Raw genomic sequence first — 19,649 nt, forward strand, 5'->3', positions numbered from 1 at the left:
TGCGTGGCCACGGTGCCAGCGGCACCGTCAGGCCAGCAATGCTGCAGCCTTCTCAACGGTTTCAAACACCCCCCAGCAAATGGGAATACCCACCGCGATCCATGCCAGGGCCAGCCTTCCGCGAACCGGATTGACAGCCTCACCTCCAATCAAGCCCAGGACACCCGTTGACCCCACGCTCTTGGTTGCCACCCCTTCCGACGCCGCGCTCATGTGGAACCGCGGGTTCACGGGCCGGATCAGCAGGTTGAGTAGGAAACCCAGCACGAGCAGCCCAGCCAACGTCCAATAGATTGGCTGGTAGACATCGCCTCCTTGCGCACCCGCGGCAATACGTGCATCGCGTATTGAGGTAACCAAGTAAGGACCCACGATGCCGGCAGTGGACCATGCCGTGAGCAAGCGTCCGTGGATCGCACCCACGAACCGCGTTCCAAACGTATCAGCCAGATAGGCAGGCACCGTGGCAAAGCCGCCGCCATACATCGAGGCACAGATGCAGAACACCAGGATATACAACGCGATCGGACCGCCAACCAGCGACGGCGCCGCGATGCCATAGAGCAATGCACCCAAGCCTGTCATCACGGCATAGGTGAGCTTTCTACCCAGTTTGTCTGAGGAGCTTGCCCACAGAAACCGTCCGCCAATATTGAACAGACTGATGACCCCCACAAAGCCCGCGCCGATGGCGCCGGCGGCCACGCGCTCAGCATCACCAAACTGGGAGAATGCGAGATCCGGCAACGCGATCAGCTTTCCACCGAAGATCTCCTGGAGCATTGGCGAAGCCATGCCGATAATGCCGATGGAGGCGGAGACATTGAGAAACAGCACCAGCCAAATCAGCCAGAACTGAGGCGTGCGATGCGCATCCTTCAAATGGACATCGAACTGGCTGCTAGCCACGGCTGCGGGCGGCGTCCACCCCGCCGGGGCCCAGCCTGGAGCGGGAATGCGATAGCCCAGCGCACCGGCCATGGTGAATGCCAAATACAGCACGGCCAAGATCAGCAGCGTTTGCCAAACACCCACCTGCGTGGCATCGGCGAACTTCTCCATGAGGATCGTCGCCAAAGGACTGCCGATCATGGCGCCTCCACCAAAGCCCATGATGGCCATGCCCGTGGCCATGCCGCGACGGTCTGGAAACCACTTGATCAGCGTTGAGACTGGGGAAATGTAGCCAAGACCCAATCCGATACCGCCTATCAGGCCCGTGCCAAACCACAACAACCAAAGTTGATGTATGTAGACGCCCAATGCACCGAGCAGCAGACCACCGGACCAGCAACAGGACGCCACTACACCGGCCTTGCGCGGCCCTACCCGTTCCAGCCACCCGCCCCAAAGCGCGGCCGCCGCGCCAAGCACGACGAAGAAGATCGAATAGGTCCACACCAGATCACTCACTCTCCAATCGCAGGTGCTAGTGGTGAGTGCATCAAGAAGCGTCATGTCCGGGCATGCAGCAGGCTCTGAGAGGCCGATGGCCCTGGACAGGGGCAGCCAGAAGACACTGAACCCATACGCCATGCCGATGCACAGATGCATCGCCAGCGCACAAGGGGGAACAAGCCATCGATTGAAGCCAGGTCGTGCAACGCTACGGGACTTGTCCAGAAACCCAACGGTGGCCCCACTGTTGGCTGCCTTCTCCATACATCTCCTCCCAAAGACTGCTGGTATCGACATTGGCCCATGACGTGATGGACCTGCGTGCCAGTAATGTTGTTGGCCCGCGGAACGCTACCACCGCGTTAAAGACAGAATGTCCGGACAAGATGGACAGAATGTCCGTCCGGAAGCGCTACTTTCGTAGCGGCGTTGCGAGAGGATTTACGGTCTGATCCGGAAAGGTCTATCCTCATCCGGCTCGCCGACAGTTTGTCCGCAAATGTTCCAATGGCCAGAGGATGCGAAGGCCGCGGTGCCGTGGGGTGAATCAGGGTGAAGGCATGATGTGCGCAACCAACACCGAGTCGATCACCAGGTATGCACAACGCCCGATCGTGCGTGTGCAGGGCGATGCGAGCGCCAACACAAGTGATAAGGTCGCAGAGGAAGTCCCTATCGCCATGCTCTACAACGATCGTTCCTATGCCGTGATGATGGCCACGCCTGGCGATCTGGACGATTTTGCGCTGGGCTTCTCGTTGACCGAAGGATTGATCAGCCATCCAGATCAGCTGCTGGATGTCAAAACCAAGGACTATGTCGAAGGGATTTCCCTTTCCATGCGTGTGGCCGAACAAGCGCCCGTCAACGCCCTGTCTACCGACGACCAAAGATTGCTTCCTGGTCGCAGCGGATGCGGCATCTGTGGCACACGCCAACTCGAAGATCTCGTCAGGCAGCCCGCCCCTCTTGCCAAGGTGCGCTCATTCTCCGCGCAGGCATTGCGCCATGCACTGGAGACACTCAGTCAGCACCAGCCTATCAACGATGCCACCGGCTCAATGCATGCGGCAGCCTGGGCCGATACGAACGGCAACATTCAGCTCACGCGCGAGGATGTGGGGCGGCACAACGCCTTGGACAAGCTTATCGGCGCACTCACGCGCGAGGGTATCAACCCCAACGACGGCTTCTTGCTCATATCCAGCCGAGCCAGTTATGAAATGATCGCCAAGGCGGCCAGTGCGGGGGTAAGCATGATCGCGGCAATTTCTGCCCCCACGGCCCTGGCGATCGACTTGGCCCGTGGCGCAGGGATATGTCTCATCGGATTTTCCCGCCCTCAACGCTACAACATCTACACCTATCCCGAGCGCCTGACATGACTGCGCGCCTCGAACTGCCCAACCTAGCTGGGAAGACAAGCTCCTTGCTGGACCCAAGCTCCCTAGCCGGCGCGATCATCATAGGCATCGTGGCGCTCTGCGTTTGTGCAACGCTGGCGTGGTTCACACGAAGGGCGGCCAAGCGCTTAGAGCACCGCCTTTCAGATGTGACCGTGTTGCAGTTCGCCAGCGTCTTTGTGCAGATGCTGATCTATCTCTTCGGCATCGCCGCATTCGCGCACGTCGTGCCAGAACTTCGCGCCTTGGGCACCGCCCTGCTGGCGGGAGCGAGCATTATCTCCGTGGTGCTTGGACTGGCTGCGCAAGACACGTTGGGCAACCTCATCGCCGGCTTTTCCCTCGTGGCCTCCAAAGCCATCCGGGTGGGCGATGATGTGCGAATTTATTCACCGGTTGGCACCATTTCAGCAAGCGTGAAGGAAATTTCCTTAGGGTTCACTTCCCTGATAGACGAGGAGTCCAACGAGGTTGTTATCCCAAACGGTGTGATCATGAGCGGTGCTGTGGTTCGTGTAGTCAATGCCCCGAAGAAGGGATGAACTCACTGGGGTTCCAACAGCCCGTGCCATAACCGACGTCGATTGAGCGAGGGATCCAAGCCATGGCACAGCCGGAAATCTACACCGAGCAGCAAATACACCAGGCCATCATCAACAATGAGATGTTCCTTGAATACATGCCAACCGTATCGTTGATGCAAGATCTGCGCTGCGTGGGCGCTGAGGCCTTGGTTCGCTGGAAACATCAAGGACAAATCATCGAGCCCATGGACTTCGTGCCCCTGGTGGAGAACACGCCCGTCGCTGGAGCACTGACTTATTGGGTAATCGATCAGGTGGCAAAGGAACTCGGACCATGGCTTAAACAGTATCCTGGCGCTCAGATCGGCATCAACGTCCCGCCCAAAGTGCTGGGCCGCGGTGGTTTTGAGTATGTGGCCAGAACATCGAAGCTACTGGACTACCCAGGGTCCATTCTGCTCGAGGTAACCGAACGCGGCATCCCCGACAGGCTGGGCCTCGAAGAACTCAAGGAAGTATCGGACGAGGGCGTAGCGATCGGACTGGATGACATCGCCGCCCGCAGCCGCAACCTTCTGGTGTTGTTTCAGGCACCCGTGGATGTGATCAAGCTCGACAGGGAAGTAAGCCGCAGCATCGATGACAGTGGCCACAGTTCGCTGCTGCAGGAGTTGGCACCCCTGATCCAGGCCAGTGGTAGGAAAGTCGTGGCTGAATGCGTGGAACGGATAGAGCAGGAAGCAGCGCTGCGCAAAGCCGGCATTGAGATGGCACAAGGGTGGCTGTATTCCAAGTCTCTGCCCGCGGAAGAATTCATTGCCTGGCACGCAGCACACCAGCACTCAACGCAACAGGAGCAAGTGTGACCTCAGCCATCTCCCAACCGGTCGTAACCAAGATCACGCGGGCGGCCATCTTTCTTGTGATCGTCTTCAAACAAGAAGCCGATCCACTCAAGGCGTGCAGTGCATTGTGCTCGGATTTGAGTTCCATACTCCGCGCCGTTGGCTCCCGCGCGCCTGAGGCGGGCCTGTCTTGCATCATGGGATTTGGCTCAGATGCCTGGGACAGGCTCTTTGGCGACCCCAGGCCCAAGGATCTTCACCCGTTCCGCGAGATCAAAGGGCAACATCATGCGGTGTCGACACCAGGCGATGTCCTTTTCCACATCCGAGCCGATCGCATGGACTTGTGTTTCGAGCTCGCCTCTGTCCTGATCGAGCGCTTAGGGGCTGATGCGGCCACGACGGACGAAGTCCATGGGTTTAGCTACTTCGACAGCCGCGACCTCATTGGCTTTGTCGATGGCACGGAAAACCCGGCTGATCAGGATGCAATAGACGCTGTTGTTATTGGTGAGGAGGACTCCTCCTTCGCAGGCGGAAGCTATGTGATCGTCCAGAAGTATCTGCATGACCTCACCGCGTGGAACAAACTTCCGGTCTCAACCCAAGAGGCCATCATCGGACGCAAGAAACTCTCCAACATAGAGATCGCCGACGAAGAGAAGGCTCCCTACGCCCACAATGTGCTGACCAACATCACCAAAGATGGCAAGCAGCTACAGATTCTTCGGGACAACATGCCGTTTGGCGATGTGGGCAAAGGGGAATTTGGCACTTACTTCATCGGCTACGCCCGCTCGCCCGAACGCACCGAACAGATGCTCACCAATATGTTCGTCGGCAATCCACCCGGCAACTATGACCGCCTGCTTGATTTCAGCAAGGCCATCACCGGAAGCCTGTTCTTTGTCCCCTCGGTGGACCTGCTCGCAAGCCTTCCCGCGCGCCCTGAGTCAGCGCCAACGATCCGAGAAGAGCACTCCCCTTCCTCGGAGGTTGAAGGCACAAAGAACGGCTCGCTCCGCATTGGCTCACTGAAAGGAGAATAGACCCATGAACAACCTGCATCGCCAGCTGGCGCCCATCTCCTCCGGCGCATGGGAGCAGATCGAAGAAGAAGCTTCTCGGACCCTCAAACGCTACCTGGCAGCGCGCAAGGTCGTGGATGTCATCGGGCCGGCCGGATCCGATCTGGCTGCCGTGGGCACCGGCCACCTGCAGGCCCTCAAATCCGAGCAAGAAGGCCTGACGGTGAGCCAATACAAGGTAAAGCCCTTGGTGCGCTTTCGCGTTCCCTTCAAGCTTTCCCGCGAGGCGATCGATTCGGTGGAGCGTGGCGCGAACGATCCGGATCTCCAACCGCTCAAAGACGCAGCCCGCTGCATCGCCTTTGGCGAGGACCGGGCCATTGTCGATGGTTACGCGTTGGCCAACATCGACGGAATTCGCCCCAGCAGCAGCAATCAGTCCATCGCCTTGCCTGCCGAGGTGAGGGAGTATCCGGGCACCGTGGAGCGGGCCGTTGCAACATTGAAAAATGCAGGCGTCAACGGCCCTTACAAGCTTTTGCTGGGCCGCAAGCCCTACGAACGACTCAGTGGGGCCCCAGCAGAGAGCTACCCGGTCCTCAAGGACATTCGTGGCTTGATCGATGGAGAGATCATCTGGGCACCGGCCATCGAAGGCGGGCTCATGCTCACCGGGCGCGGGGGTGATTTCGAACTGCACCTGGGCGAGGAGTTGTCCATCGGCTACATCGGTCACTCGCATGAAGACGTCGAACTGTATTTCCAGGAAAGCTTCACGTTTCTCAATCTGACTACCGAAGCGTCTGTGGATCTTTCACTAGGCGGCTGACCCTTTCCGACAGGAGCATGTCAAATGCAACCGCAAGAGTTCGACCTCTACATCAATCCTAGTCGCCCTACCCTGGGTCTTTATGTGCGTAAAGGGGCGGGACTGCCCGACCTGGCCGATGCAAGCCAGTGGCAACTGGAAGGACACGTCTGGCAGAACGAGATCCCACCGGATCAGCTAAAGGAGCTTGAGGCCAACGGCCACCTCTTCCAGGAACTGGGCTGAGGGCGAGCGTGGCCCATGTTCGGCCCCTCTATGGCCTTGTGCTCAGTGGCGGCCAAAGCCGACGCATGCAGCAGGACAAGGCCTACTTGGGCTACCAAGGACAACCGCAGCTCCAGCGGGCTTACGCACTGCTCCAAAGCCGAGTGGATCGATGTTTCATCTCCGTGCGCGAGGCGCAGACGGATGATGCGTTGCGATCCACACTTCCGCAGATCGTCGATCAGCTGGCCGACTGTGGCCCGGTCGCGGGGATCTTGGCGGCCATGCACGCCTATCCTGATGTCGGCTGGCTGGTGATCGCCTGCGATCTTCCTCTGCTCGATGCACCCACACTGCAAAGATTGATCACCTCCCGGTTCCACGAAGGCGGTGCCACGGCATACGCGAGCGTCGTTGACGCGCGGCCCGAGCCGCTATGCGCCATCTGGGAGCCTTCCTGCCGCACGGCCCTGCATGCCTGTATCGACCATGGCGGCGCAAGCCTGCGGCACGCAATGGCTCACCTGCAGCTGCGCCTGCTGGATGTGAAAGATCCTACCGTGCTGATCAATACGAACACGCCCGCCGATGCCTCATATGTGAGGACCATCAATCCGGCACTGAGGGAGTAGACCTGCACTGCAGCAGGCATGAACCCGACAAAACAGGTGCGTAGGACTAGGTCGCAGGCTCTGGATGCAACCAGTCTTGGCGACCGTCCTCGTAGTGCTCTTTCTTCCAGATGGCCACATCTTCCTTCACTGCATCGATGATGTAGCGACATGCGGAGAACGCGGCATCACGATGAGCTGCGCTCACCCCGACCCAAACCGCCATTTCCCCCAACGCCAGCTCACCGATCCGGTGCACGCAGGCGGCATCGAGAATGGCGAACTTCTCGCACGCCATGTCAACGATGCGCTTGCCCTCTGCCGTGGCAAGCGACTCGTAGGCTTCATACCGCAGGCCCCGCACAGCTTGGCCCATATGATGATCCCGAACCCAACCTTCGAAGCTGGCGAAGGCACCCGCACGTCGATCCAGCAGCGTATCCCGAAGGGATATCGCATCGATAGGCACGTTTGAAATGACGAAGCCACCCATATCAGCCTCCGCTCACCGGTGGAATGAAGGCGATCTCGCTGCCTTCTTGGGGCGCATCTGACCACCGTGCAAACGCACCGTCCGAGGCGACGCGAAGGTGAGCAGTAGGCCACTGTAGCCCGTGTCGCTGGGCCACTTGCGCATAAAGACCCGCCAGATCCAACGCTTCGGTGCTCACATCCTCCTCAGCGAGCCCCACCGCATCGCGCAGCGAAGCAAAATACAAGACGCGCACAGTCTTCATGCCAGCCGATCTACACCAAAGAAATTAAGAATAATCATTCTATCGGCCTAATCATCGAACAGCGCATCTAGCGCCATGCTATCTCCACGGCCGAACTGATTCTCCAAGTTAGGAGTAGCCCCGTTGTTCGGTCCAGTAGAGAACAGTTGCAACGCGTTGACTTGAACCTTGATGGCTGCACAGCATCTATTAGCCCTCACACATCTAACGATTTAGCCCGAGAAAGTCTGTCGACAGTGAACCTCGGGAAGCGGCTGCGATGAGGGGCGCCAGATCACTGCTTCACCGCTCTGCTCCCCTTGCCGCCAACTCTTTAAGGCGCTCTAGCGCCTCCTTCTGCTTCGCCACGGGAAGGCGAGACACGACCAGAATAATTTCGGCAAGCACGTCGGATGTCGCGTGGAAATACGCAAGCGGCAGGCCCAAGGCCTTGGCCAGCGCCTCCGCCGTTGCAGGATCCGGGTCATGCGCACCGGTCTCGTAGCGACTCACGCGCGTGGCCCCGGACACGGTGTCCACCATGCCAATCCGCTTGGCCAAGTCGGCCTGCGTCCAGCCCTTGGCCAGCCGCGCACTGCGCAGGCGCTTGCCATAGACCGTTGCCGGCGTTTTGGGCTGGGGCATGTCGGAAATTGCACGGCAGCTGAATTCCCCTAAGTGTGCCGGTTGGACCCCGTCTGCACATCTGCGATTATCGTAAATGCCGACGGCTCGTCGGTCTACAGGGGCCACACCAATGAAGCACACAGGACACGGAGCCCTGGCGCTCCTGACGCTGGCACTGGCCAGCTTTTCCACCCTCGCCCAAGACCAGCCCGCACAGAAGCCCGGCTTCTTCCGCCAATTGGGTGACAGCCTGAAAGGCGCGGGCCAACAGATGGTCGGCGCCAAGCCCCGCTCCGGCGCTCGTAAGACCGCGGGCCCGCTCTACACCCCGATCAGTGGTGCTGGCCGCATCAATGGGCTCTTCAAGGGCCAGGATCATCAGGCCGCCCAGATGGGCCGCCTGGACTGGCCCCGGGTCGCGCTGACCTTCAAAGAATGGGGCGCGTCGCTGCCCTGCTGGACCGTTGAAGCCCGGATCTGGACCAGTGCCGCCGCATCGACCTCGGAGACCTTCCAGGCTTGCGCGGACGCCCCTCTAACCATCCTGGACGATCTGGGTGAGGAAGCCGAGCTCAACGATAACGCCAGGGCGAAGGCAACCACGGATTTGATGGTCGGCCTGCGGGTGCGCCCTGGGAAGCCCAACACCGGCGACCAGCGGACGACCGGGCCGAATCCTCCCAGGGAGCCATTCAACGTCGTTACGTCCCGCGATGGCGTTGCCGAGCAGGCCCGGAAGGTCGCCTTGAGCATGGCGTGGGTGTCCGGCTACCTGCGCGCCGAAGACCTCTACCCCGGCCCCTCTGGGATCCTCACGCCCTTCCGGGACACCCGTATGTGGATCGGTGGGTTCGACCCCAACGGCAACCGCGACAAGTAAGTGCCCCCTCCCTACCCATTCTCAACAAGGACGAATTCATGACCACTCTTCGCAACGCCGCCCTCGCACTCTCCGCAGCCCTGATCTTGGCTGCCTGCAGCAGCAATGAGCCCTCTGAAAGCGACGCCAAGAAAGCCATCGCCGCGAGATTCGAAGGTGCCATGGGCAGCGCCGTCCAGGTCAAGGAATTCCGTGACTTCGCCTTGAGTGGCTGCCGACAATCGGAGACGGCAGACGGTGTCGTCTGCGACGTTGGGGGTGCGATCGTTTTGGACATCGCCGGGACGCCCCAGGTTCGGCCGTTCACGGAGCCGGTCCGGTTCTCCAAGGCCTCGGGCACCTGGACGGCGCACAGGCCCTGAGCACCCCTATGACAACCACACGCTCATACGCGCACGTTGGCTGCGCGACGGTCCTGCTCGGCGGGGCCAGCCTGGTGTTCGCAGGTGGAGGCTTTGAGGCCATCCAACAGGGGCACCCTCTTGGTTGGCTCGCCGTCGCGGGCGCAATCGGTCTGCTCCTGCTTCTCGGCTTCCTGTATTGGATCAGCTACCGCGCGTATCAGCGGCGGGACTGGATCGAACGACAGCCCTATTCCCACTTCGCACAGCAGGGGCTGAAGCGGGGTGGGTTCTGGAAGGGCTTCCTAGTCGCCTGGTCCGTGGTGCTGGTTGTCCACGTGGTGGCCCTCTTCGGCATGGGATTTGCGCCAGCGCTTCCGTATCCCGAGCAAACCGGAGCGATCTTCAGTCTGGCGGTGTTGGTCCTCGTGCCGGCACACGTGGTGGTTCCGATACTCGGAGGCGCTGTTTACAGCTTGACTAGATCCACCAGCATTCCCGACCAATGAGCTCGCTCGGCCCCGACCCCAAGAGCGAAACTCTCACCTCTAGTTCTAAACTGGGTATGTAACACCTAAGAATCCATATCAGTCCACCGCCGCACCCGAACGCCATTGAACAGACCTGCCTGGAGAAGAAGGCAGGCTGGATGCCGCGACAACCAATGTCTTGCTGGATATGATCACATCTCAGAATGCACCTTTCTGACCGTTACGCGGCAGGAGGGCCGAGTCCGCGCCAGAACACAATCCAAACCAAACTATGCCCCGTTTTATCAAAGACGGACCTGTGGTTCCTGACGATCTCGTCCAAGACCTAGAAGACGATCGCGTCATCTTCTTCTGTGGCGCCGGCATATCGATGGGCGCAGGATTGCCTAGCTATGCTGGATTAGTTAAGCATTGCTACACAGAACTTGGCATGCCAGTGCCTGGCAAGCACAGCAAAGCATGGGACTGGCCCGACCGCATGCTGGGGATTCTCGAAAGCAACTACGAAGCCGCTGCAGTGCGCCGAGTGGTTTCAGAGCGATTGTCCAAGCCGCCGAGGGATTTACGACTTCATGAATCGATACTCAAGCTTTCTCGCCTGCGCAACAGCGGCGGCACAAGGCTCATAACCACCAACTTCGATACCTACTTCGAGCAGGCGCAGAAAGGGGTATCTGATGAAGTCCCCTTTCATTCGGGTCCCGTGCTCCCCATCCCGCGCAATGACCATATTGTGAGCTGGAAAAGCGTGGTGTATCTGCACGGGAGACTCGTCGAAGACAACAACCATCATCTGGTTCTAACAAGCGCCGATTTTGGTCGCGCCTACTTGACGGACGCATGGGCGGCACGCTTCGTGGCACGACTTTTCGCAGAGTTCACGGTCCTTTTCGTCGGATACAGTCTCAACGATCCTGTTCTTCGCTACATGACAGATGCATTTGCTGCTGAGAGGGCCGCCTCGCGCACAACATACTTACGCAACAAGGCCTACATTTTCGTTGCCAGACCAAGCACCTCGCCGGACCCGGCCCCTTATCGGCAGCGCAGGCTCGAACCAATCTTCTATAAGAAAACAAAAGACCATCGCTACTTGCGCGATACGGTCATTGCTTGGGCTAAAGCGCGACAGGACTATCTTGCTAATACTGCAGGAATGATCCAGCGAATCGCACCAACACAGCCCGCCTCGCTGGATCCAAGTGAAGCAGCAAATGTCTTATGGGCGGTTGCAGGACGACCCAAAGACCAAGGACATGGCGCAAGGGTGTTTGCACGCCTCGCGGACGCCCCTCATCTCACTTGGCTTGACGAGATTGAGCAACACGACAAGCAACTCGTTGCGGAACACGCAACTGAGGCGGAGCAAGCCAGCAAACAGAACATGCCGATACCGCCAGCACCACAGTTGCTAACAAATGAGTTATTTCCACATAACTCAAACCTCTCGGATCACCGACTATCACCCACAGCGCTTGCCCTGACAGCTTGGCTGGTTAGGCACCTTGCTTCCGTTGACTTGGTCGAGCGAGTAATCGAAAAGATTGGTCATGGTAGACGCTTGCATGAACAGTTTCGCTTCGCGATTCGAGAAGAGATTGAGAGAGAAAAAGGTCTGAGAGATGGCTTTCTCAGATTTTGGCGGTGCATCTCGGCAGAGGGCGACTGGGCAATTCCGCCCCGGCCGCGCTGGCAGGGCCCTTTTCATACGGCCTCAAAATCTTTTACCGACTCGCACGCAGAGCCGTGGCTTCGGCAGGAAGTCCTGGCTGGACTGCGCCCGTCTTTAACCTTCTTGCCGGCTTACTACCAGCCTCCCCTGGATGATCAAGGCAACCCAACTCCTGACGATGACCGGGGATCGCGCCTAAATCAGCTTGCAAGAGCCAAAGTTGTCCTCAGCGAGGAAACCCACATAGCAAGTCTGCTTTCCGCACTGCGCGGCAAGCCATTTGAAGGCTCCTTTTGCGCCAGCATCATCACGGAGTTGACGTCAAAACTGAAATCCGCACTCGATCTCTTCGCTCTTGTTGGTGAGGCCGGGCCCAATAGTGATCCATCAATCTACCAACGTCCTTCCATCGTTCCCCATGAGCAGAATCGAAATCGTGAAAAGTGGACATGCCTATTCGATCTCATCTGGCTGGGTTGGCAACATCTCGATGGAACAGATGCCGCGGCTAGCAAGCGCCTCATCGAAGGGTGGTTTTCGATAGATTACCCTGCGTTCCGCAGGCTCGCTTTAGCGGCCACCTCTCGCACAGCGCACCTGAGTCCATCGGAGAAGATGGGGTATCTTCTGAATGTCTGACATACCTTCACTTTGGAACAGCGCGCATCGAAAAGAGGCGCTCGACCTACTCGTTTCTCTGTGGCCAATGCTCTCGGACAACGATCAGGCGATCCTTTCATCCGCACTTGTTTCTGGACCACCGGCCCGTCTAAACCCCAACCTTCCAGAGGCGGAACGAGAAGCTTCACGTGATCGCCGAGTATTTGACCGAATCGCTGCAATGGAGCATGCGGGCCATACCCTCAGTGGCTCTCTCGTAGCAGAACGTGATCGCCTAGTTGAGCGTTATCCGAACTGGCAATGGGGTGGCGAGCAAAGCCATTTTGGTGTTTATACGCAAGTCCGATGGGGCAGCGGAAGCGACTACACAGTGGAAGCACTTCTTGAAATATCGGATGAAGAGCTTCAGGACCTACTTCTTGCTGAAAGCGAAGATCGTGACGGCCTTCTCGATGCATGGCGCCAGTTCGCATCGCGCGAAACACGACGGACGTTGTCGATACTCAGCGAGATAGGAAGCGCCAGCATCGATCATGCAGACTTCTGGTCCGACGCACTATGGGGATTGCGCGACGCAACGAAGGATTCCGAGCAGATCCAAGCTGTTCTGGCACTGATTGCAAACATCGATTCCGCAATGCTGCGCACTCCGCGCGTATCCAGCGCAGCATCCAACCTTCTTGAGGCCATCGCGTCAAATCAAACACTTCAAGATTCTGAAGGTCCCGAGTTTTGGCGCGTATTCGATCTTGTCACGACTGCGGCCTCATTCGATCCTAGTAACGCGGATCAGCCCGGACACGACGATTGGGTTTCACTTTCTATCAATCGATCGCTGGGCACGCTAGCCACGACCTTTCTCGGCGTGCTTTTCTCCCGCCGCTTGCTCGTGGGCGCTGGCATCCCAGAAGATCTTGTTGGTCGCCTGAACGTTCTGCTATCTCCTGAAGAAATTTCGCATCGTCCAGCCCGCGTCATCGCCGCTTCTCGCTTATCCTATCTTTTCGCCGTAGACCCTGACTGGTCACATACCCAGCTTCTGCCAAGCTTTGATTGGATGCGAGATGAAGAAGAGGCTGTCGCTTCCTGGCAAGGCTTTTCCTGGCAACCTCGCTTCGACCCTTTGCTGTGGCAAGCGATCAAGCACAGCTTCCTGGCGAGCTTCACCACGGATCGAATTTCTAGGCTTGGGGAGCAAGCCGCAGGGTCAATGGCACAACTCCTTGCCGTTGTGGTTGTTGAGTTGGGAATGGCTGAGCTGCCGCGCAATATGGGCCGCGCTGCTCTTGCAGTCCTAGGACCTCAAGAACGCTCTGAAGCCCTTTCCTGGATCGCTGCGCACATGCAACGACCAATTGAGAACGAAGACTCTCGAAGTGCCGACAGCATCTGGCATGACAACGTTTCTCCGTGGTTGCGCCGCAGTTGGCCACTTGGTCCTGATGCACGGAGCGCATCGGAATCGCGCCATCTGGCAGAGATCGCAATCGCAACTCAAGCACATTTCGAGTCAGCGGTGCATCAGATCGTTCCGCTTGTTGTGCCGTCGGATGCAGGGTTGCCCCTGGAGCAGTTAGCTAATACAAATCACCCAGAGCAGCATCCAGCCGCCACGCTGGATTTGGTGACTGCCATACTCGACCCCAACCAATTAATGTTCGTCCGCGACGCATTACGAGCAATCCTGGGTCGTATCCAGAATCGGCACCCGTCCATGATTGAAGATCATCGCTACCGACATTGGAACGACCGGCTACGTGTTCATATGGCCTATTGAACCGTGACAGTCAGAGAAACTTGATCGGAATCTCACGACGCTAGAGGCTGGACGAGGCAGCGATCTTGCTCGACACGCCGGACCACCAGAGCACTATCGGCGCGCCCACATCCAGCTGCAGAGGTAGCGCTGAATACGTCCTTTCTCGGGTTTGGCGCCCCGAGTTCAAGCGAGCAAACCATCAACTCGGAGGAAAAGGAAGCTATGCGAACTGGACGACGGGGCGGCGAAGCCAAGGTTTGCAAGGAAAGGCACCAAGGACCGTCAAGCGAGGAGGCCCAGCAGTCCCTCCCACAGATTGCGACCACGGCAGCGACACTGGTCGGCGCGATAGCTGCTCTTGCAACGATCATAGGCTTTTGCCTGCATCTCGCTGGTGACATTGCCAATTCAACCTATCTGACCAGCTTGGGAGTCGAACCTTCATCGTTCCCGCAGGCGGTCGACTCAAAGATCATCCACGGCTACTACGTGACACTGCTTCAAGGACTGGGCCTTCTCAAAGACGTTCCTTGGGGGGCCGTGCTAGCGATTATCGGCCTGTCCACATTAGCCATCGTGATCATCCGGATTCCGGTCAAGGAAGATTCCGAGTTGCGGAGCTGGTTGGACCGTCGGTCTTTTTGGGTCAAACAGCCCATCGTCGCCGCGCTGGCCTCCACGCTGTTCTTATCAGCTACTGTCTGCGTAGGCTGCCTTGTCCTGCTAATGGCAATTGTGCCGGGCCTTGCAGGCGAGAAGTTTGGCAAGTCCAAGGCCGACGAAATGAATGCCTTTCTTAAGCGAGAAACCGCTCACTTCTCAGAGCTTTGGCGCGACGATCAGCTCTTGGTTAGTGGTCACGTCATCACAACCAATGAGAACCTGATCGCCATCTACGACATCAATACTAAGGCCATGAGGACATTGCCTCGAGAGGGGATCGAGATCAGAACTCCGCTGCCAGCCTTGAGTATCCAGGCCACGGCCAAATGATCTAGTTGTCGATTTGGAAAGTTCACCGTGGGGATTGAGCGAACTGGGAAGAGGGGCCGCTAAAAGCCCCTCTCAAAAACGATGATCTTGCTCACCCCGGAAACCTCGGGAACTTCTCATCAGGGTGCCGAGCCTTCCATTCCTTGTAGGCAGCAGTTCCCTCCCATGCGGTAAACGACCTCGGCGGCCGACCTCGCCCGCTCCACGTCTCCTGGGTATGGGGCAGCCAATACTTCGGGGCGACTTCTTTGGTCCCTGCTTCCTTCTTGGCCTTTGCTGGGCTACTTGCACCCACGGCCGTCACGATCTCGGCCTTTTGCTTAGCGCTGAAGTGCTGACCGTATTGGCCGAGCAAGTTCATGACCTCGGCGTAGGCATCAGCTGCCTGTTGCTGGCGGAGCTGGATCTCTTGTTCTTCGAGCTTCCGGAGTTCCTCCTCCAGCTTGGCCTTGGCGGTGGCGATGGAATCCAGGGTTGGCTTACTCATGCGTTGCGTTGACCTCTTTCAGAAGACGGACCTGATGGCCGGCAGCCCACGAGTTTAATTGAACCGGTGGCGAAGCAGCCTACCCAAGGCTTGGCTAGAATCAGCCCTAACGGGCCGGAGCGCCCAGCCGACTTGGGGTTTCCCTTGCCAACCGTCTTCTTCTCCTACTCCCATGCCGACGAGGACCTGCGCGACCAGTTGGAGAAGCAGCTGGCCATGCTGAAGCGCCAGGGGGTGATTGAGACTTGGCATGATCGCCGTATCGGCGCGGGCCAGGAGCTTGGGCAAGTCATCGATGAGCACATCAATACCGATGACATCATCTTGTTACTGGTGAGCCAAGACTTCATTTCCTCGGACTACTGCTACAACATTGAGATGAAGCAGGCACTGGAGCGTCACGAGGCAGGCGAGGCTATCGTCATCCCCGTGATTCTGAGGGCGTGCGAATGGCCCTATGCCCCTTTTGGCAAGCTGATGGCCACTCCTACGGACGGAAAGCCTGTCACCCAATGGCCGGACCGGGATGAGGCCTTTCTCCAGGTCGCCAGAGCGGTCCGGGACGCCGCCGGACGCCTTTCAGGAGGAAAGGCACCGGCCTTAGTGGGACCCTCCCCCTCAAAGGCATCCATCACTGAAGGTGATGTCACGTCGTCAAGGCCTGGCCCCCGATCGAGCAACCTACGGCTGTCCAAGAGTTTCACCCAACGAGACAAGGACCAGTTCAAGGCCGACACGTTCGAATACATCGCGCGCTACTTCGAGAATTCCTTAGCGGAGCTCGAGGCTCGGAACCCGGGCTACCAAGGCACGTTCCGGCGTGTGGATGCCAACCGCTTCTTTGCCACGATCTACAAGGACGGCAAAGACGTTGCGCGGGCGACGGTCTACCTGGGCGGCATGCTGGGTGCGATCAACTATCTCCAAGGCGAAACCACCAGCAGCAATTCGTCCAACGAGTCGCTTTCGGTCGACGCTGACGACCAGATGCTCTTCCTGACCAGCATGGGCATGTCATCGTTCGGACGAGCGCGCGAGCAGAAGCTGACCCAGGAGGGGGCCGCGGAGCTCCTGTGGGGCTTGGTCATAGATCCACTTCAACAACGCCACAACTGGTAGGCGCAGCATGCTCTCCGCAAGCGAATTTACCGTCGGCAGCATCGGGCAGGCAATGCCATTGGCCCTGGTTCTCCCTCGACATGACCATGAGGAGACCATCTTGATCGCTCGATGTGAGAATGGCCCTGCGGCCTTCTTTCTCAGTGAACGAGAGCGATTCAAATGGTTTGAGTCATCAGGCAACGAGCACTGGCATGGTCTGATTATCCCTAACGTGCGTATCGAAGTAGATGAGAGCAGCATCTTTGATCCGAGCCGCATGGACGAGCGACCGGGGACTGTCATCCGCAGTCGGGACCGGCTGGTAGTCAAAGCTAAAGGCCTTAGGGCGTTTAGCATGCTCGAGTCACTTATCCTCGAAGACAGCTTGACGCCAACGTCGCAAGAACATGCAGGCTTCCTCCGATGGCAGGTTGTAATAGGCACCGGTGTGGAGAAACGCGTTCTATCTTCGGTATCGGCTGACAATCCAAAGTGAGCAGGCGAATTCGGCACACAAGGTCACTCCCTTCGAGTTGACCAACCTGACGTGCCGCGGCTGAGCCAGCATCCACACACGGCTCCGTGCAAACGGAGGCCATCAGAGACGTTAGAGCTCGAAAGTCAGCTGCCTGACATGCCGGTTCGGCGACAAATACGGCGCACTATTAACCAAACAGGGTTGACAGCCGCCCGCCCTTTGCTAGAAAGCGAATTCCCCATGCTCCTCTCGCGAGACTTTATGAAGGTCGAAACATTCTGGAACAACGCCTTTCTTGCCGCTTTGAGTCGTGTGCCTCCGGCACAGGCAAAGGTCGAGGCTGACGAAGCAACCAGGCTTGTCATCACCCATTGGCAAGAACAGCTCTACAACTGGGGCCCTTCTATTACCCCGCGCTGGCAAGACCAAAACATCTCCGAGATACCAAGAAACCTCGAAACACCTAACGCCGCTGCCTTGGAGGGCGCGGCGCAGTAGGCGTCGCGGGATCAACACGTTGTTTGTATCCAAGAAGGCTTGCAAGATCGTCGAAAGAATGCTCCCCGAGAAGAATCGAGAGTCCGCCCTTATTTGGACCGCCAACATTGAGGGCAACGAGAACCCATGACCTCTCGAACTCTTTACTGCTAGAAGTATTTGAACGATCGACGATTTCAACCTTGCAGACCATTCCTTTAGCCGCTGAAGCGTCCTCAGGAAAGCTTGATCGAAATGTCTCTGAAAGATACTCAGCTGAGATCACTTCATCGCTTGCCGCGCTATAGCCAGGACTTTTGTCAACAAAGCCCCAAGCTTCGTCTGGCGATTCTCCTCTGAACCTAACGATTGGCGGACCGTTGACGTCGATGACCTGAAAACGCCCTTTTGGCTGATCGCTCACAGGAACGGGATTCCCCGTCTCATCATATCGATCGAGACGAATGACAATGACTCCATTTTTTGCCGCAGTAACAACGGAAACAGTATTCCCACTCATCGATAGCCTCTTTGACAGCGTATTAATCGGCGAACCTGTCGCCACCCGTTTCCCGGGAAAATGATTGAAGCTTCAGAGGTGACAACAAACACTCATCGCTGGTCTTCACAGTGTTCACTAGTCAGCTCCAACCCGTAGCGGAGAACCGCCAATCCTGGAGAGTGAGGCCCCAATCCCCTCAACTTCTCCGTAACCGTGAAGTCCCTGCTATACGTGCCATGGTGTTCGTCATCCAGCTCATGTCCAACGATTTGAGCCCTTAGCTCAGACACGACCCCAGCGCCCTGCAACTCCTGGATGAAAGTCTTTCGTAGGGAATGGAAGCCCCTCTTGGCCTCTGGCCAGCCCTTCCCTACTACCGCCAGATGGCGGCTGAAAGCCTTCGAAATCCAGTTCCCCTGGCCATTCTTGGCATCCGCTTTCGCGGCTGGGAAGAGACGCTTGCTGCCATTCGCTTTCAGCGAGTTCACCCACTCCTCGAAGCCCAATGCCAAGAGATCAGGGTGGACAGGCACGGTTCGAAGACTGACGTCGGTCTTCACTTTCTGGTGAGGACCTTCGTCTGAAATGCGGATGCAGAGGATGCCTTCTTCCTCGATCACATCCGACACCAATAGCTGCCCGACTTCCGACGCCCGCGCGCCCGTGTAAAGACCGAGCAGTGCAGCCCAGCGCGCGGCACGCGAGAGATGTCCAAAGGCCTCAGGCGCGAATAGAGCTTGGATTTGCTCCCGGTCATAGGCCTTAAAGCCCAGCTTCCGTCGCGACCGCTTCTCACGGGTCGAATAGCGCACGTGCCCTGCGGCAGGGTTATCCCCTTGGGGGTAATACCCCGAAGCCATCGCCCAATCAAAGAAGCCCCCTTTCCCGCCGACGTAACTCTGTTTGTTCGTCAGCGTGGGCGTGGAGGCGCCTTCTTGGCGCATGTGCTGATACCACCTGGCCAGGTCTGACCGATGGATGGTCGCGAGCTGGGTCTTATCTCCCAGGAAGCGGACCAATGACTCAATGGCGGTTTTCTTGATCGTGTAGGTCTTGGGAAGCGTCGAGGCCTTCAGCGTGGCCAGCCAAGCATTGCGGGCCTTGCCCAAGGTCAACGACTCCACGGCGGCCTTGGCCACCGGCGAAGACCGCGACGGAAAAGGCGTGTGGACGGCCTCGAGCAAGGGATCCTTTGCATAGATCTCTTGCATCGAGCGGAACAGCTGGACGTCTTTTTCGTCGTCCATCTGCCAGCGCTCTGTAACGGTCCCATCCGGTGCCCGGCTGCGGTGCAGCGTCAGTTCCCGCAGATCCTTGGATGCGGTAAGTCGCGCGACCAACTCATCAGCATCTTTCTTCCCCAGCTTGTCCACGCGTTGATCCCTCAACAGTGTGAAGAGACGAGCATAACCGGCCGTCAGCCACACCGCGCGCACCTTGGCCTCGGGAAGGTCTCCCGTGCGAAGCGTCCGTTTTATGACGCGACACCCCAGCACGCGCTGGAGGTCGGTGGGAACGCGCTGGCGAAACGACCACCGACCAGAGGCCAGGGAACGGGTCAAATAGTGGGGAATGCGCATGAGGTATGCGCCAATATGAGTCCTACAGCCATTGCGCCGAATCTGCCAAAAATTCCTTTAAAATCAGAATTTTATGAGGCGC

At 58.1% G+C, this 19,649-nt stretch carries 23 protein-coding genes; 16 read left to right on the forward strand and 7 right to left on the reverse strand.

What is annotated here, in order from left to right:
- Positions 1–27: 27 nt before the first annotated feature.
- Positions 28–1,662 carry an OFA family MFS transporter gene (locus FB548_RS11070; RefSeq protein WP_142124837.1) on the reverse strand — a complete coding sequence of 545 codons (1,635 nt, stop codon included), beginning with the start codon at positions 1,660–1,662 and terminating at the stop codon, positions 28–30.
- Positions 1,663–1,940: 278 nt separating this feature from the next.
- Between FB548_RS11070 and fdhD the strand changes: the two genes are divergently transcribed.
- From fdhD to FB548_RS11105, 7 genes are all read left to right on the forward strand, one after another.
- Complete coding sequence (gene fdhD, locus FB548_RS11075) at positions 1,941–2,783, forward strand: formate dehydrogenase accessory sulfurtransferase FdhD (protein ID WP_255470508.1); 843 nt, start codon at positions 1,941–1,943, stop codon at positions 2,781–2,783.
- Positions 2,780–3,343 (forward strand): mechanosensitive ion channel family protein, encoded by a 564-nt coding sequence (locus FB548_RS11080; RefSeq protein ID WP_185742086.1) that lies wholly within the window; start codon positions 2,780–2,782, stop codon positions 3,341–3,343. Before fdhD ends, FB548_RS11080 begins: the two co-directional genes overlap by 4 nt.
- A 62-nt stretch (positions 3,344–3,405) precedes the next feature.
- Positions 3,406–4,191, forward strand: a complete 786-nt coding sequence (locus tag FB548_RS11085) for an EAL domain-containing protein (RefSeq protein ID WP_142124840.1) — start codon at positions 3,406–3,408, stop codon at positions 4,189–4,191.
- Positions 4,188–5,219: a Dyp-type peroxidase gene (locus FB548_RS11090; RefSeq protein ID WP_142124841.1), complete on the forward strand. Its 1,032-nt coding sequence runs from the start codon at positions 4,188–4,190 to the stop codon at positions 5,217–5,219. Before FB548_RS11085 ends, FB548_RS11090 begins: the two co-directional genes overlap by 4 nt.
- 4 nt (positions 5,220–5,223) lie before the next feature.
- Positions 5,224–6,027, forward strand: a complete 804-nt coding sequence (locus FB548_RS11095; protein ID WP_142124842.1) for a family 1 encapsulin nanocompartment shell protein — start codon at positions 5,224–5,226, stop codon at positions 6,025–6,027.
- 24 nt (positions 6,028–6,051) lie between these two features.
- Positions 6,052–6,252, forward strand: coding sequence for a hypothetical protein (locus tag FB548_RS11100; protein ID WP_142124843.1), 201 nt, complete (start codon positions 6,052–6,054; stop codon positions 6,250–6,252).
- Positions 6,253–6,290: 38 nt separating this feature from the next.
- Positions 6,291–6,863 carry a molybdenum cofactor guanylyltransferase gene (locus FB548_RS11105; RefSeq protein WP_255470526.1) on the forward strand — a complete coding sequence of 191 codons (573 nt, stop codon included), beginning with the start codon at positions 6,291–6,293 and terminating at the stop codon, positions 6,861–6,863.
- A 46-nt stretch (positions 6,864–6,909) separates the two neighbouring features.
- Here FB548_RS11105 and FB548_RS11110 read toward each other — a convergent pair whose 3' ends face one another.
- The 3 genes from FB548_RS11110 to FB548_RS11120 form a co-directional block, all read right to left on the reverse strand.
- Positions 6,910–7,335 (reverse strand): molybdenum cofactor biosynthesis protein MoaE, encoded by a 426-nt coding sequence (locus FB548_RS11110; protein WP_142124845.1) that lies wholly within the window; start codon positions 7,333–7,335, stop codon positions 6,910–6,912.
- A gap of 1 nt (position 7,336) precedes the next feature.
- Positions 7,337–7,579 (reverse strand): MoaD/ThiS family protein, encoded by a 243-nt coding sequence (locus FB548_RS11115; RefSeq protein WP_142124846.1) that lies wholly within the window; start codon positions 7,577–7,579, stop codon positions 7,337–7,339.
- Between the two features lie 282 nt (positions 7,580–7,861).
- Positions 7,862–8,203, reverse strand: coding sequence for a helix-turn-helix transcriptional regulator (locus tag FB548_RS11120; RefSeq protein ID WP_142124847.1), 342 nt, complete (start codon positions 8,201–8,203; stop codon positions 7,862–7,864).
- A gap of 112 nt (positions 8,204–8,315) precedes the next feature.
- Between FB548_RS11120 and FB548_RS11125 the strand changes: the two genes are divergently transcribed.
- From FB548_RS11125 to FB548_RS11150, 6 genes are all read left to right on the forward strand, one after another.
- The gene (locus tag FB548_RS11125; protein ID WP_142124848.1) at positions 8,316–9,065 is read left to right on the forward strand and encodes a hypothetical protein; all 750 of its coding nucleotides are present in this window, start codon (positions 8,316–8,318) and stop codon (positions 9,063–9,065) included.
- A 38-nt stretch (positions 9,066–9,103) separates the two neighbouring features.
- A complete protein-coding gene (locus FB548_RS11130) occupies positions 9,104–9,427 on the forward strand; it encodes a hypothetical protein (RefSeq protein WP_142124849.1) in 324 nt (107 codons plus the stop codon).
- A gap of 8 nt (positions 9,428–9,435) precedes the next feature.
- Positions 9,436–9,915, forward strand: coding sequence for a hypothetical protein (locus tag FB548_RS11135; RefSeq protein ID WP_142124850.1), 480 nt, complete (start codon positions 9,436–9,438; stop codon positions 9,913–9,915).
- A gap of 253 nt (positions 9,916–10,168) precedes the next feature.
- On the forward strand, positions 10,169–12,208 hold the full coding sequence (locus FB548_RS11140) for an SIR2 family protein (protein WP_142124851.1): 2,040 nt from the start codon (positions 10,169–10,171) through the stop codon (positions 12,206–12,208).
- On the forward strand, positions 12,201–13,967 hold the full coding sequence (locus tag FB548_RS11145; protein WP_142124852.1) for a hypothetical protein: 1,767 nt from the start codon (positions 12,201–12,203) through the stop codon (positions 13,965–13,967). Before FB548_RS11140 ends, FB548_RS11145 begins: the two co-directional genes overlap by 8 nt.
- A gap of 204 nt (positions 13,968–14,171) precedes the next feature.
- Complete coding sequence (locus tag FB548_RS11150; protein WP_142124853.1) at positions 14,172–14,942, forward strand: hypothetical protein; 771 nt, start codon at positions 14,172–14,174, stop codon at positions 14,940–14,942.
- A gap of 91 nt (positions 14,943–15,033) precedes the next feature.
- Here the strand turns inward: FB548_RS11150 and FB548_RS11155 are convergent, their stop codons facing one another.
- A complete protein-coding gene (locus FB548_RS11155) occupies positions 15,034–15,429 on the reverse strand; it encodes an H-NS family nucleoid-associated regulatory protein (protein WP_142124854.1) in 396 nt (131 codons plus the stop codon).
- 144 nt (positions 15,430–15,573) lie between these two features.
- On the opposite strand from FB548_RS11155, the gene FB548_RS11160 reads away from it, so the two are divergent.
- From FB548_RS11160 to FB548_RS11170, 3 genes are all read left to right on the forward strand, one after another.
- The gene (locus FB548_RS11160) at positions 15,574–16,548 is read left to right on the forward strand and encodes a toll/interleukin-1 receptor domain-containing protein (protein ID WP_142124855.1); all 975 of its coding nucleotides are present in this window, start codon (positions 15,574–15,576) and stop codon (positions 16,546–16,548) included.
- A gap of 7 nt (positions 16,549–16,555) precedes the next feature.
- Positions 16,556–17,026, forward strand: coding sequence for a hypothetical protein (locus tag FB548_RS11165; protein WP_142124856.1), 471 nt, complete (start codon positions 16,556–16,558; stop codon positions 17,024–17,026).
- A gap of 243 nt (positions 17,027–17,269) precedes the next feature.
- Positions 17,270–17,506: a hypothetical protein gene (locus tag FB548_RS11170; protein ID WP_142124857.1), complete on the forward strand. Its 237-nt coding sequence runs from the start codon at positions 17,270–17,272 to the stop codon at positions 17,504–17,506.
- On the opposite strand, the gene FB548_RS11175 is transcribed toward FB548_RS11170, so the two are convergent.
- Both FB548_RS11175 and FB548_RS11180 read right to left on the reverse strand, forming a co-directional pair.
- Positions 17,472–18,005 (reverse strand): hypothetical protein, encoded by a 534-nt coding sequence (locus tag FB548_RS11175; RefSeq protein ID WP_142124858.1) that lies wholly within the window; start codon positions 18,003–18,005, stop codon positions 17,472–17,474. The two genes, FB548_RS11170 and FB548_RS11175, sit on opposite strands and share 35 nt — an antisense overlap.
- Positions 18,006–18,097: 92 nt before the next feature.
- Positions 18,098–19,567, reverse strand: coding sequence for a site-specific integrase (locus tag FB548_RS11180; protein WP_142124859.1), 1,470 nt, complete (start codon positions 19,565–19,567; stop codon positions 18,098–18,100).
- Positions 19,568–19,649: the final 82 nt, after the last annotated feature.

The sequence above is a fragment of the Pseudoxanthomonas sp. 3HH-4 genome, assembly GCF_006716465.1.
GTDB lineage: Bacteria > Pseudomonadota > Gammaproteobacteria > Xanthomonadales > Xanthomonadaceae > Pseudoxanthomonas_A.